The 13,101-nt window shown below is 43.8% G+C and carries 10 protein-coding genes and 1 pseudogene; 4 read left to right on the plus strand and 7 right to left on the minus strand.

The window, feature by feature from the left end:
* Positions 1–93: 93 nt before the first annotated feature.
* The 5 genes from truA to asd all read right to left on the minus strand — a co-directional run bounded on the left by truA (position 94) and on the right by asd (position 6,180).
* Positions 94–891, minus strand: coding sequence for a tRNA pseudouridine(38-40) synthase TruA (gene truA, locus FTU00_RS01735; RefSeq protein ID WP_180178954.1), 798 nt, complete (start codon positions 889–891; stop codon positions 94–96).
* Positions 892–909: 18 nt separating this feature from the next.
* Positions 910–1,878, minus strand: a complete 969-nt coding sequence (locus tag FTU00_RS01740) for an asparaginase domain-containing protein (protein WP_180178955.1) — start codon at positions 1,876–1,878, stop codon at positions 910–912.
* A gap of 46 nt (positions 1,879–1,924) precedes the next feature.
* Positions 1,925–3,253: a fimbrial protein FimV gene (locus FTU00_RS01745; RefSeq protein WP_179992829.1), complete on the minus strand. Its 1,329-nt coding sequence runs from the start codon at positions 3,251–3,253 to the stop codon at positions 1,925–1,927.
* Positions 3,254–3,318: 65 nt separating this feature from the next.
* Entirely contained in the window at positions 3,319–4,923 is a 1,605-nt protein-coding gene (locus FTU00_RS01750) for a hypothetical protein (protein WP_180178956.1), read from the minus strand.
* 138 nt (positions 4,924–5,061) lie between these two features.
* Positions 5,062–6,180 (minus strand): aspartate-semialdehyde dehydrogenase, encoded by a 1,119-nt coding sequence (asd, locus tag FTU00_RS01755; protein ID WP_004781864.1) that lies wholly within the window; start codon positions 6,178–6,180, stop codon positions 5,062–5,064.
* 188 nt (positions 6,181–6,368) lie between these two features.
* On the opposite strand from asd, the gene FTU00_RS01760 reads away from it, so the two are divergent.
* Positions 6,369–7,499, plus strand: a complete 1,131-nt coding sequence (locus FTU00_RS01760) for an endonuclease/exonuclease/phosphatase family protein (protein WP_034702373.1) — start codon at positions 6,369–6,371, stop codon at positions 7,497–7,499.
* 336 nt (positions 7,500–7,835) lie between these two features.
* Complete coding sequence (locus tag FTU00_RS01765; RefSeq protein WP_180178957.1) at positions 7,836–8,243, plus strand: GNAT family N-acetyltransferase; 408 nt, start codon at positions 7,836–7,838, stop codon at positions 8,241–8,243.
* A gap of 40 nt (positions 8,244–8,283) precedes the next feature.
* Here FTU00_RS01765 and FTU00_RS01770 read toward each other — a convergent pair whose 3' ends face one another.
* Together FTU00_RS01770 and FTU00_RS01775 are read right to left on the minus strand one after the other, a co-directional pair.
* Complete coding sequence (locus tag FTU00_RS01770; protein WP_180178958.1) at positions 8,284–9,219, minus strand: lauroyl acyltransferase; 936 nt, start codon at positions 9,217–9,219, stop codon at positions 8,284–8,286.
* A 123-nt stretch (positions 9,220–9,342) separates the two neighbouring features.
* On the minus strand, positions 9,343–11,250 hold the full coding sequence (locus tag FTU00_RS01775) for an ATP-binding cassette domain-containing protein (protein WP_180053352.1): 1,908 nt from the start codon (positions 11,248–11,250) through the stop codon (positions 9,343–9,345).
* 39 nt (positions 11,251–11,289) lie between these two features.
* Here FTU00_RS01775 and FTU00_RS01780 point away from each other — a divergent pair, with 39 nt between their 5' ends.
* Together FTU00_RS01780 and FTU00_RS01785 are read left to right on the plus strand one after the other, a co-directional pair.
* Positions 11,290–11,535 (plus strand): SlyX family protein, encoded by a 246-nt coding sequence (locus FTU00_RS01780; protein ID WP_004781873.1) that lies wholly within the window; start codon positions 11,290–11,292, stop codon positions 11,533–11,535.
* A gap of 102 nt (positions 11,536–11,637) precedes the next feature.
* Positions 11,638–13,016, plus strand: a pseudogene (locus tag FTU00_RS01785) (IS3 family transposase).
* Positions 13,017–13,101 lie beyond the last annotated feature (85 nt).

The raw sequence follows: 13,101 nt of genomic DNA on the forward strand, positions 1-13,101 counted from the left end.
ATCCTCCCCCAACCCCTCCTTTAATAAAGGAGAGGAGTTCCTCCCTTTTTCAAAGGGAGGTTAGGAGGGATTTAAAAATTAAAAATAATTAGCTTATTCCGGCATATTTAACCAGTATGGACCCAAAGGTACTTTGGGTAGGTCAAAATACTCTGGATATTCAGCCTGGATAAAATACAGACCATCCGGTGGTGCGGTAACACCGGCTGCTTTACGATCTTCTGCTGCAAAAATATGGTCAATATGGTCAACCCCATACATGCCTTGGCCGATTTCCAGCAAACAGCCCATGATATTGCGTACCATATGATGCAGGAAGCCATCCGCCTGAATATCTAGAATCAGATAAGGCCCATGCTGGATCAGGCGGCAGTGACGGACGTGACGTACCGGCTGATTGGACTGGCAGGCTGCTGCACGAAAACTCTCAAAGTTATGTGTGCCTTCAAACTTTGCAGCCGCTTCAATCATCTTTTTGATATCAAGTGGATAGTAAATATGGGTGACCTGTTTATGCAATAAAGCAGGACGCACCGGATGATTATAGACAATATAACGATAACGGCGTGCCTGTGCTTTAAAGCGTGCATGGAAGCCATCATCCATCTCCTTGATCCATTGGATTGAGATATCCTTAGGTAACTGGCTATTTGAGCCCATTAACCAGCCTCGTTCAGAACGCAAGGCATGGGTATCAAAATGTGCGACCATATTGGTCGCATGCACGCCGGCATCGGTTCGGCCTGCACCATGCAGAATAATCGGTTCATCGGCAATTTTACTGAGAACCTTCTCGATGGTTTCCTGAACACTGATTACGCCCGGTTGTTGAGTCTGCCAACCTCGATAATTCGTTCCACAAAACTCAATTCCCACCGCAAAACGCTGCATAATGACCTCAAAACCTGACTAATCGTACCAATGGGCATGCCATTGCTCTACCGTGTCATATTGTAAATACATTTTTAGGGCTTTTGCATAAAGATCAGCATGGCCATAACTTTCATTGAGTAGAATTTTGCAATCATGCACCCATTCAGCAATGGCATAACGCTGATCGGTGGCACCGAAAGGCACTTGAGTAGTTAAGACCGAGATACAGCCTTTGGCATAGAGCTGATTGATAAAATCTACGATCTCTGGATTGACGGCCAGATTGCCGGTTCCAAAGCCTTGCAGGAATAGAAAATGCGGAGGATAGGCCAAAATATTTTTCAGATTATTGAGCTGTTGAACTAAATCGATCGGCTGCATCATCAAGCTCATACAGTTAAAATCCAGAGCTTTGGCAATATCGTCTGCTGTAACCTGATGACTTTGCTGGTTGGCCTGAATAGCGATATGCGCATCCAGACCAGTAAAGGCATTCAGCTCAGTGGTATGTTGCTTTAAGGCAGTTTGAGCATGAATCAGTTGCTGATGAAAAGCCAGATAAACACCTGCATTACACTGAGTTACTGAAGAGAGCGCAAAGCTCAGATTGTCCATGGCATCGCTAAATTCGCGTTGCGCATCGCCTTCAGCATTCAGGAGGGGATACTGGCTGCCAGTCAGCACAATATGAGCCGAATTCCCCATAAAATGTGCCAATACTGCGCTGGCATAGCTCAGGGTATCTGTCCCGTGAATAATCACAAAATGTTGTATCTGCTGTTCAGATTGCAGATTTTGGATAAATTGCACCAGTTCTAACCAGTCTGTAGCAATACAGGCACTACTGTCCTTAATCACAGGAGCGCAGTAATACTGAATGAACGGTTGATCTGTAAGTAGCTGTTCCAGTTTTGGAATAAATAAATCGGCAGACATAGGGGCGAGCGGATCACCGACACAGCCAAAGGTGCCGCCCATATAAATCAGTGCAATATCTTTCATCATAAAAAAAGCAGCCAAATGTGACTGCTTTAGTGTAAAGGGAAATTGATTAAGATGCGATTTGATTCAGCAACTGATCGGCTTGCTGACGTTGTGCTGCTGTATATTCAGCTTCACGTTCAGCTATGACTTCACGGGCAGCTGCATAAGCGCCTAACTGGATATATTGCTGTGCCAGCTCCAGGTTAAGGTCCGCTTCATTAACTTCCATCAGTTCCGGGAAGGACTGCACCAATGGATCATGTTGATCGGTTGTTGAAGTCACAGGCGCTGTCGGAATCTCAAAATTCACCCCTGTAGAAACAGGAGCCTCTTTTACAGCTTCGACATTATCAAGTTTAAAATCTAATCCAGATGTTTCAGTCGCAGCAGGCGTTTCAGTTGCAGGCGTTGCAATATCGAGGCTAGACAGGTCAAACTCAGTCACAGGTTCGGCTGTTTTTTCTGCTGCAGGTATTGGAGTGTCTAAAGAGAAAGAGAAATCTAAAGGCTGGATTTCTTCTGTTGTTGCAGGCGCTGATTCTGTTTTTAAGGATATAGATGGTTCAAGCTCAAGCTTAAAATCCAGAACCGGTGCTGACTCAGTTGCTGCTGTTGGAGCAGTCTGGGTTTCAGCAGTATTCATCTGAAGATCAAATTCAACTGAATTATCTGATACAGGCGGAACTTCTTCCGTTTTTACTGGCTCAGCCGCTGGAATCTTCGGTTCAAAGTTGAACTCTAAGGGTTGGATATCAGGTACTGGTTCCGCTACAGCAGCTGGTTTACTCGGTTGCAGTTCCTGTTGTAATGCATCAAATGCCTGTTCGTTTGAAGCGGGGGCGGCAACCAGGTCTGCAAAGGCATCTGTAGAAGGTTTGCTTTCCTGTACAGGAGGGGTTTGTGGCTGAGCACTTGGGAAATCAATAGTATCCTGAACAGCGACCGAAGAGTTTTCAAACTCACGCTTTTTGACCTCAGCCTGAGCCAGAATATCTTCCAGTTCCAGAGAGCGAACATGGTTAATCAGCTGTGAAATCGCAAATTCATCTTTTTGCAGGATATGAATGTCGAGTAGCAGTAAATACAACTCATGTTGAGAATTATCGCGATTCAGTGCCTGATTGATTTGCGCTTCGGCTGCAAAGAAATTACGTTCCTGAATCAGACCTTCAATTTTCTTGCGTGTCTCTGCTGATAGAGGCGTTGCTGATTTTTTAACGACTCCGGCTGGCTCGACCACTTTGGTTCTTTGGGAAGTGGATTTTGACGCAGCGCCAGGTTTTTTCGCTTTTACAGTTTTAGTTTTTGCTTTATCTGATTCTTGAGCATCTTGTCGTTTTTTTATGACAATTAATACGATGATCAATATCACTAATGGAATCACATAAATCAGCATGTTTTACCCCTTGGGGATAGAGTCATTAAGTTCGCCTATCCCAATAAATCGTCATGTGTAACTTTTTAATTAATTGGCTTTTTATCTGCCTGTTGTGCTTTAAGCTGTTGTTGCAGCTGGGCAAGACGAGCATTTAATAATTGAATTCTGTGATCCTTCTGATTGAGTGCCAATTCTAGTTCAGTTACGTTTCTCTGTAATTTAACGGTTTTTTCACGGGCTGTCATAACTTTTAATGACAACTCTTTCGAAGTTCGATTTTCTTTTGTGTTTGAGTTGGCAGAAACCTGGCCGGAATCACGCTGATTCTCGGCAACCAGACTCATTTCAGCCTCATTCAGGCGATATTTGGTTTTTGCAGTAGGTTTGGAGGGTACTTGAGTAGACTTAATTGCTGCGGCCTGGATCGGAGTTTTCGCAGTATGGATGGTCGCTAAATTAAGCGCTGCGCCTTTACGCAAGCGGTTGGCATCGCCCCCAATAAAAGCATGTTCATTTTCACGCTTGATCTGCTGCATGACCTCACTCACTGGACGCTGCTGTTCATTGGCAATCCTGGAAGCAATGCCCCAAAGCGACTCATTTGACTGTACTACATAGGTCGGTTTGACCTGGGTTGAGGTGCTTTGTTTGATGGCTGCCGGCTGTGCTTGAGTTATAGCTGCTAAATTTGGTTTGTCCTGTGCAGTAGTGGATGCCGCCTGCTTGCGTGCCTGTTGTTCTGCATATTTTTTGACAAGTGGATCACTGGACACCATCTGATTTTCAGTGCTTGTCGGTGCAGAAACTTGCGCTGAGGCTGCATTTTTATTTGTTGGATCTACTGCAACTTCAGCTGGTTTTGTTTCAGCCTGAACTTTTGTCACTGCAGCCTGTAAGTTGGGCGTTGCATCTGCTTGAGTCACCGCTGTGTTGACTGCTTTGGATGGAGTATTTACTGGCGTAGTGTTTACAGTACTAGCCTGCTGTGAACTATGACTTGTCGCTGCTACCGCAGTTTCGGTATTAAGTTTTGTTGGGCTTGCGACTTGAGCTGCAATACTCGATGTCGGCTCATGGGTCACAGCAGCTATCGCTGTTTTAGGAATCGAGCTGGCTGATAATGCAGGAGGTGCTGTGTTTTGTAAGGCTAACGGTTTTTCTGCCACAAACGGGGTGGCTGGTTTGGATGAGGCATTGGTATAGCGCGTACTCACCGGTAAGTTCAGGGCAATGTCTTTTTCACTCACGACCACCACAGGCGCGAGAGGCTGTTCATTCTGTTTCAGGCTGGCCTGTAACAAATCAGTTTTAGGTCTTAATGCCGTACGGATATGCTGTAGGCGTACTGCATTGCCTTCCTTGATTTTAACAATGATATTTAATTCACGATCAGTAACCGGGCGCGACGAGGTAATGGTAATGACCCCAGTTCCATTACTGTTGCGACGGGTGAAAAAATTCAAATGACCCGGTGGCTGATGCGATGCACCCATAGAAATCAGGTCTTCTGGCGAGGCTAAACTTACCTCAATTGGCAAGTTAATATCTGATTGACGGAAATTCATTTCCGCATAAAGCAATTCCCCAGGTGCAGACTGGATTTGTACCGGATCTACATTAATCGCATAAATATTTTGTGAAGCAACAATGGCTAAAATGGCAAGCTTTAATTTGTTATATACAGTCATCTGTGAGCTCAGTCATTATCGCATAGCGAAAATTATAGATTAACGGGATGTTTGTTTTTTGTAAAATACTTACGCAATAGTTACACAAAAAAGCCGATCAATAAAGATCGGCTTCATGCTTTATTTCCTGACGGAAACTTAAGAGTTTTTATAGTCAATCAAGATGCGCAGCATACGACGTAAAGGTTCTGCAGCACCCCAAAGTAACTGGTCACCTACTGTGAATGCACCTAGGTATTCTTTACCCATGTTCAGTTTACGCAGACGACCAACAGGTACAGTTAATGTGCCAGTGACTGCAACAGGAGTCAGGTCAGTCATTGAGGCTTCACGAGTGTTTGGCACGACTTTAGACCAGTCATTTGCATTTGCAATGATATCTTCGATCTCATCCAGTGGAACGTCTTTGCGAAGTTTCAGGGTTAATGCCTGAGAGTGACAACGCATTGCGCCGATACGTACACAATGGCCATCAATCGGTACGATCTGCTGGTTACCTAGAATCTTGTTGGTTTCAGCCTGACCTTTCCATTCTTCTTTAGACTGGCCGCTTTCCAGCTGCTTGTCGATGTATGGAATCAGAGAACCTGCTAAAGGTACACCGAAGTTTGCAGACGGGAAGCCTTCACCACGTTGCAATTCAGCAATTTTAGAATCAATGTCCAGAATTGGAGAACGTGGATCATCCAGCAAGTCTTTGGTATTGTTATATAAATAACCCATACCAGTAATCAGCTCACGCATGTTTTGCGCGCCAGCACCAGAAGCTGCCTGATAAGTCATTGAAGTTGCCCATTCCACCAGATTGTTCTGGAATAGACCACCTAAGCCCATCAACATCAGGGAAACAGTACAGTTACCGCCCACGAAAGTTTTGGTGCCTTTGACCAGACCGTCTTTGATCACATGCATGTTCACCGGATCAAGTACGATGATTGCTTCATCATCCATACGCAGGGTAGATGCTGCATCAATCCAGTAGCCATCCCAGCCTTCAGCTTTGATTTTTGGGAAAACTTCAGTGGTGTAATCGCCACCTTGACAGGTAATAATGACATCCATTTGCTTCAGACTGTTAATGTCTGTTGCATCCATAAGTGCTGGGGCAGTCTTACCACCAAATGCCGGAGCTTCACCACCCGCATTACTGGTAGAAAAATAGAATGGCTCAAAATGAGCAAAATCATTCTCTTCAACCATACGTTGCATAAGGACGGAACCCACCATCCCGCGCCAACCGACCAGACCTACTTTCATGTCACTTTGCCTCGGTGCGTTAAAAAATCAAAAGGGATTCGAGTGTATCAAAAAGGGACGTGACTGCAAGAGCTACACAATCAAAACATCAATATTCTTGAGCGAAATATCTGCTTTATGATACATACAAAATTGATAAAGCAATTTTTCTTTTAGAAAAAATAATAACTTAGTAAAGAGTGTATCTTATGGTAGGGTTTATCCAGATCATGGCAATCGTGGTCATCTGGTTAAGTTTCTGGTCGCTGATTCCCCGAGATGAATGGTGGATTCGTGGTGCAGATTTTCCACGTTTACAGATTCTGGTTTTGGGCTTCATTGCCTTTGTTCTTTTTCTCCTGGTCGATCACCCATGGACGGCCTTCAATCAGCTGCTTTTTGTCGGCCTGATCGCTGCTTTGGCGTATCAGCTGAAAATGGTCTTGCCTTATACCTTTGTTTGGAAAAAACAGGTCAAGCAGGTCAAGCAGGATCAGCTGGATCCGGATCGTCAGATTTCCCTGATTGTTTCAAATGTTCTGACCACCAATACTAAATATCATTTACTGATTGAACAGATCCAGACCCATCAGCCAGACTTGGTCTTAACGCTGGAAACCGATCATGCATGGCAGGATGCGCTGGCCGTCATTGAGCCAGATTACCCCTATCGGGTACCTGTACCTTTGGATAATCTGTATGGCATGCATCTGTACAGCAAACTTGAGCTGAGTGAAACCGAGGTTAAATTTATTCTGAGTGATGAAATTCCCTCGATTCATACCAAGGTCTTGTTACGTTCCGGACAGCCGGTACAGCTCTATTGTCTGCATCCGAAACCACCAAGCCCAACTGAAGCCAAAGATTCAACCTTACGTGATGCGGAATTGCTGATTGTAGGGGACCAGATTAAGGATCTGGATGAAAGCTGCATTGTGATGGGAGATCTGAATGATGTGGCCTGGTCACGCACGACACGTTTATTTCAGCGTATTAGTGGTTTGCTGGATCCGCGTGTTGGCCGACGCTATGTAAATACCTTTCATGCCGATTATCCCTTGTTGCGCTGGTCACTTGACCATGTGTTTCACAGCACCGATTTTGCCCTGGTGCATATGGAGCGTTTAAAACACGTCGGATCAGATCATTTTCCGGTTTATCTGGTTTTACAAACTGGGCGGGTATTTGAGCATCATCAGGAAGAACTGGAAGAAACGGATCAGGATGATCAGGAAGCCAAAGAAGCCATTCAGGAAGGAATTGAAAAGGCAGAGAAAGAAGAGAAGAAAGTCACTGATAAGATTGCGATGGCTTATAAGAATGAGGAGAAATTCTTATAGTTTTAGCTGAAAAGTGTACGATATTGCTTACAGCAGTTTCCGCTTCTTGCGAATGGGCAGTACAGAGGAATCCACGTATTCTAAGCTTATCAGCACAGGGAGTCGAGAAAGGATATTCTCATAAGGAAGACGAAGCTGAATGAAAACATCATGGAAATGATGCTGAAAGGGAAATCACAACAACGAAGAAGCAATTATAACATATGAAAGCACAACCTCATTAACCCGGGTTTTACAGGATGTAGAACCCGGGTTAAATTATTTTTGGCTCATTTTTTTATTATAATTAATTGATTATTAAAATAAAATTTAGATTAAAAAATGGATATTACCTGAATGGAAGTTATGATTTCCGATCATGATTCAGTCAATGAATCTGAAGTGTTACAGCTCTATCTTGTCAATCAATGGTCAGCTGCAGAAAAATCTCAATCGCTTTTACAGGCTTTGCAACATTCTCATAGTCTGGTGACGGTACGTATCAACGGTCGGCTGGTTGGCTTGGAAAATGCGATTTCAGACGGTTATCTGGTGGTGTATTTCCCACATTTATTGGTTCACCCAGAGGTGCAGCGACAGGGTGTTGGCCGTCTGATCATGCAAGAAATGCTGCAACGTTATTCAGGATTTCATCAGAAAATTCTGGTGGCTGATCAGCATGCCACTGAATTTTATAAAGCTCTAGGTTTTGAGCGTGCAGGGCATACACAAGCGATGTGGATTTATCTGGGAACGGATCATTGATTTTTCTTGCCAATAATAGCGTTCATATTAATTCTAGTTCTTAATAGATTTTGTCGTAGCCTTCAGGACGGGTCTTAAAGCGACGGTGGAACCACATATATTGTGTCGGTGCAATGCGCAACTGGCGTTCAATAATCAGATTTACCCGGGTTGCATCGTCGACTTCATCCGTACTCGGTAAGTTCTCTACCGCAGGCTCGATCAACACACAGTAACGTGGATCTTTAATATCGCCAGCTCGATAAAAATAGAGTGGAATGGCAGCGGCTTTGGTCATTTTCAATAAGCGACGATGTGCAGTTACTGTGGCTGCAGGTACCCCAAAAAAGGGCGCCATTACACCCTGTTTTAAACCAAAATCCTGATCCGGACTGTACCAGATGGCATGACCATTTTTCAGGTTACGCACCAAACCACGCATATCATCATGGTCAATCTGGTTGGCATAAATGGTGGCACGACAGCGGTAAATCAGCATATCGAGCAAGGGATTATTTTGTGGTCGATACACCACATCCGGCTCAAAATACTGTGCACATAAATAACCACCAGCATCCAGCAAAGTCGAGTGGGTACCGAGCAATAAAGCCCCTTTACCTTCTGCCTGAGCCTGCTGGATATGTTCCAGCCCTTCAATCTGTACCCGGCCTTTAAACCATTTTGGACAGTACCAGGCATTCAAGGTCTCAAATACACCGAGCATCTGGTCAATAAAGACCATACGAGCATTGTCCTGAACTTCTTGAGCTGACCATTCAGGGAAACAAACTTCCAGATTGCGAAGCGTGGTTTCACGGCGAGATTTCAAATATTTAAATGCCATCTGGCCGAGTAGGCGTGCCAGACGATGCTGAGTCGCCCAAGGTAAGATAGCCAGAATCATCAGAAATACAATACCCACCCAGATGCCCCAGTATTGCGGCAACAGGAATGACCATTGAAATTCACCGGGTTTGTATTCTGGCGTTCGACTCATAAATTCAATATTTGAAATCAAAGATGTCAGCAGTGTAGCAGAAGAGCTTTTTGAAATAAAAAACTGTAAAATAAAAAAGCACCTGTACGAATACAGATGCTTAGTGACTAGGCGATTTAAAGATTAGCCTTTGGTCATATTTTCCAGTTCGTCCCAACGTTCCATTTTTTCCAGCAAAATCTCATCAATTTCGCCTAAACGTTCAGAGGCCTTGGTCGCTGCTGCTGCATCTGTGACAAACCACGAGCCATCCGCCAGTTTGTCAGAAAGTTCAGCTTGTTCTTTTTCCAGTGCTTCAATTTCAGCCGGTAACATTTCCAGTTCACGCTGATCTTTGTAGCTGAGTTTTTTCTTCGGAGCCGATGCTACAGGTGTAACTGCTGCTTCAGCTTTGGCCTGAGCTTTTTTGACAGCCATTTTCTGGTCAACCACAGTTTGATCTGGACGTTGTTCCAGATAATCCTGATAGCCACCGACATATTCATCAATATTGCCTTTGCCATCAAAGACCCAGGTTGATGTGACGACATTGTCCATAAAAGCACGGTCATGCGAGATCAGTAGCAGGGTGCCTTTGTATTCCGCCAGCATTTCTTCCAGCAGTTCTAGCGTCACCATATCCAGATCGTTGGTCGGTTCGTCCATCACGATCAGGTTAGATGGTTTCAGTAATAGTTTGGCGAGCAGAATACGGTTGCGTTCACCACCTGAAAGGGCTTTAACTGGCGTACGGGCACGTTCTGGGGAGAACAGGAAGTCTTGTAAATAGCTATAGATATGACGACGTTGGCCATTCACATCGACATGATCTGAACCTTCCGAAACGTTATCTTTAACTGATTTTTCCAGATCCAGCACATTACGTAGCTGGTCAAAATAAGCAATTTCCAACTGGGTACCGGTTTTGACTGTACCGCCATGCTCGATTTCTCCCAGAATGGCTTTGATTAGTGTAGTTTTACCGACACCATTATCACCCACCAGACCAATACGGTCACCACGCATTACCAGCGCCGAGAAGTCATTGATGATCGGTGCATTGTCACTAAACTTCACGCTCAGATGTTCAATCTCGAACACCACTTTACCTGAACGCTGTGCTTCCTGAGTCGACATGTTGACTTTGCCTTGCTGGAAGCGGCGTGCTTTAGACTCTTCACGCAATTCTTTCAGAGCACGAACACGACCTTCGTTACGGGTACGGCGCGCTTTAATACCTTGACGAATCCAGGCTTCTTCTTCAGCGAGTTTTTTCTCGAACAGGGCATTCTGTTTTTCTTCTGCTTCCAGCTGCTGAGCTTTTAGGTCGAGGTAACGTGAATAGTTGCCTTCATAGCTACGCAAAATACCACGGTCCAGCTCGACAATACGGGTCGCAATACTGTCCACAAAGGCACGGTCATGCGAAATAAACAGTAAGGTCAGGTTGTTCTGCTCGAGCAGGAATTTTTCCAGCCACTCTATACTTTCGACATCCAGATGGTTGGTCGGTTCGTCGAGTAACAGCACATCAGGTTGGGTGAGCAGGGCACGTGCCAACAGGACACGGCGTTTACGACCGCCAGATAAATCGGCCAGATCCGCTTCAGGATCCAGTCCCATTTTACTTAGGATTGAATTAACCTTAGTTTCTAAAGCCCAGCCATCCAGCTGATCCATCTGATGCTGCAAATGTCCCATGCGGTCACAGGCTTCCATATCACCGAGCACGCAAGCTTCACTGGCTTCATGGTAAGCACGCAACACTTCTGAAGCTTCACCAGCGCCGTCGGCAACAATATCTGCAACCTTGCCGGAATCCATTGGCACGTCTTGGGCCAGCATGGAAATGGTGATGCCATTTTGTAACGAAACTTCACCACTATCCGGGAGTAAACTTCCTTCAATCAGTTTAAGTAAGGTAGACTTACCCTCACCATTACGGCCAATCAAACATACTCGTTCACCGCGTTCCAAATTAAAGTTGGCGCCGTCGAGCAAGGCAGGTCCGCCAAATGCCAGTTGGACATCCCTTAAAGTAATATAGGCCATAATGTTAATGTTTCCTGAAATCCCAAATGAGGACTTAAAATGACTAAACAACAAAATCTAAATGATCAGGCGTCATTTTCCGCACCCATTGAAGATTTGCAAGTGCGAATTGCATTTTTAGATGATTTAGTTGAACAGCTGAATCAGCAGGTCACTCGCCAGAATCTGGAAATTGCCGATTTAAAAAAACAAATGCAGTTGTTATATCAACGTGTTGAGTCTGCAGATTTGTCCGAAGGGATTGATGCTTTTGATCCGGTCACCAACCGTCCACCGCATTATTAATTTACAAATAATTTTAAAGAAAGAAAGCAAAAAAAAGCCCTCCAGTCTAATCTGCACCCCGAAAGTTGGACACTCTTAGTCTAATTTGAAGGGTGCTTTTTAATGGCTAAATATTCTCAAGAATTCAAATTAAAAGTTGTTGAACATTACTTGTCTGGTCATGGTGACTCTGTGACAGGTCAACTTTTTAATGTTCATAGATCAGATGTTTAAAAGTGGAGTAAAGCATTTAAACTTTATGGTCTGGTAGGCTTAGAACGTAGAAGATCTAAAACAACTTTTACGGTTGAGTTTAAGTATCAAGTTGTCAAAGTAATACATGAAGAAGGCATTTCATTAAGAGAAGCTATGCAACGCTTTGATATTAATGAAACAAGCACGTTAAGAGATTGGTTGAAACAATATAAAGAAAATGGCATAGAGGGTTTGCAACCAAAGCCTAGAGGAAAACTTAACAGTATGCCGAAGCCTAAGATGCCCAAAGCTAAGACAATTAAAGCAGATCAGGATAAAACCCATGAGGAACTGCTTGAGGAGTTGGCATATCTACGTGCTGAAGTTGCTTTCCTAAAAAAGCGGAGAGCCTTGATTCAGAAGCAGAAAGAACAGGAAAAAGTCGAACAGCAACAGCTGCAAGATTCATATCTGAATTAAGGCAAAACTACCCACTAAAGCATGTGCTATGTGCAGCTAAGATGGCGCGTAGTATCTATTTCTATCATCAGAAGTCATCAAAACTCAATGATAAATACAGTGATTTAAAACAGCAAATCGAAGTGATCTATCATCAGCATAAAGGGCGTTATGGGTATCGCGGAATTACGCTTGCATTGAGAAATACAGGCTTGATCGTGAACCATAAGTGTGTACAGCGATTGATGATATCTATGAAGCTTAAATCACGTATTAGGGTTGTGAAATACCGTTCGTATAAAGGGCAAGTGGGTAAAATTGCAAACAATGTATTGCAGCGTCAATTCAAGGCTGAGCGACCTAATCAAAAATGGGTTACTGATGTGACTGAATTTAATATTCGGGGTGACAAGCTTTACTTATCTCCCGTCATGGACCTGTTTAACGGTGAAATCATTGCATTTCAAATGGAACGTAGACCAGTATTTGGACTGGTCAAAGATATGCTTAAAGAAGCTATAGAGACACTCAATATAAATGAGAAGCCAATGATCCATTCTGATCAAGGTTGGCAATATCAAATGAGATTTTACCAGAAACAATTAGCAGAACGAGGGCTCACCCAAAGTATGTCACGTAAGGGGAATTGTTTAGATAATGCTGCTATGGAGAGTTTCTTTGGAATACTTAAATCTGAATGTTTCTATGGAGAAGAATTTAAATCAGTTGATGAATTGGAGCAAAAAGTGAAAGAATATATTCACTATTATAACCATGAGCGAATCAAGGTTAAATTAAAAGGACTGACCCCTGTAGAATACAGAAATCAGTTCTTAGAAATTGCCTAACTTACTGTCTAACTTTTGGGGGGCAGATCAGTCGTGAGGGTTTTCTTTTAAGCAGGTGAAGCTCGATAAACCTAAACCAAGTCAC

The organism is Acinetobacter sp. YH12041 (genome assembly GCF_013419975.1).
Taxonomy (GTDB): Bacteria; Pseudomonadota; Gammaproteobacteria; order Pseudomonadales; family Moraxellaceae; genus Acinetobacter.

Coding starts and splice junctions, on each gene's coding strand:
- truA (WP_180178954.1), bottom strand. CDS start 891: ATGCAGCGTTTTGCGGTGGGAATTGAGTTTTGTGGAACGAATTATCGA.
- FTU00_RS01740 (WP_180178955.1), bottom strand. CDS start 1,878: ATGATGAAAGATATTGCACTGATTTATATGGGCGGCACCTTTGGCTGT.
- FTU00_RS01745 (WP_179992829.1), bottom strand. CDS start 3,253: ATGCTGATTTATGTGATTCCATTAGTGATATTGATCATCGTATTAATT.
- FTU00_RS01750 (WP_180178956.1), bottom strand. CDS start 4,923: ATGACTGTATATAACAAATTAAAGCTTGCCATTTTAGCCATTGTTGCT.
- asd (WP_004781864.1), bottom strand. CDS start 6,180: ATGAAAGTAGGTCTGGTCGGTTGGCGCGGGATGGTGGGTTCCGTCCTT.
- FTU00_RS01760 (WP_034702373.1), top strand. CDS start 6,369: ATGGTAGGGTTTATCCAGATCATGGCAATCGTGGTCATCTGGTTAAGT.
- FTU00_RS01765 (WP_180178957.1), top strand. CDS start 7,836: ATGGAAGTTATGATTTCCGATCATGATTCAGTCAATGAATCTGAAGTG.
- FTU00_RS01770 (WP_180178958.1), bottom strand. CDS start 9,219: ATGAGTCGAACGCCAGAATACAAACCCGGTGAATTTCAATGGTCATTC.
- FTU00_RS01775 (WP_180053352.1), bottom strand. CDS start 11,250: ATGGCCTATATTACTTTAAGGGATGTCCAACTGGCATTTGGCGGACCT.
- FTU00_RS01780 (WP_004781873.1), top strand. CDS start 11,290: ATGACTAAACAACAAAATCTAAATGATCAGGCGTCATTTTCCGCACCC.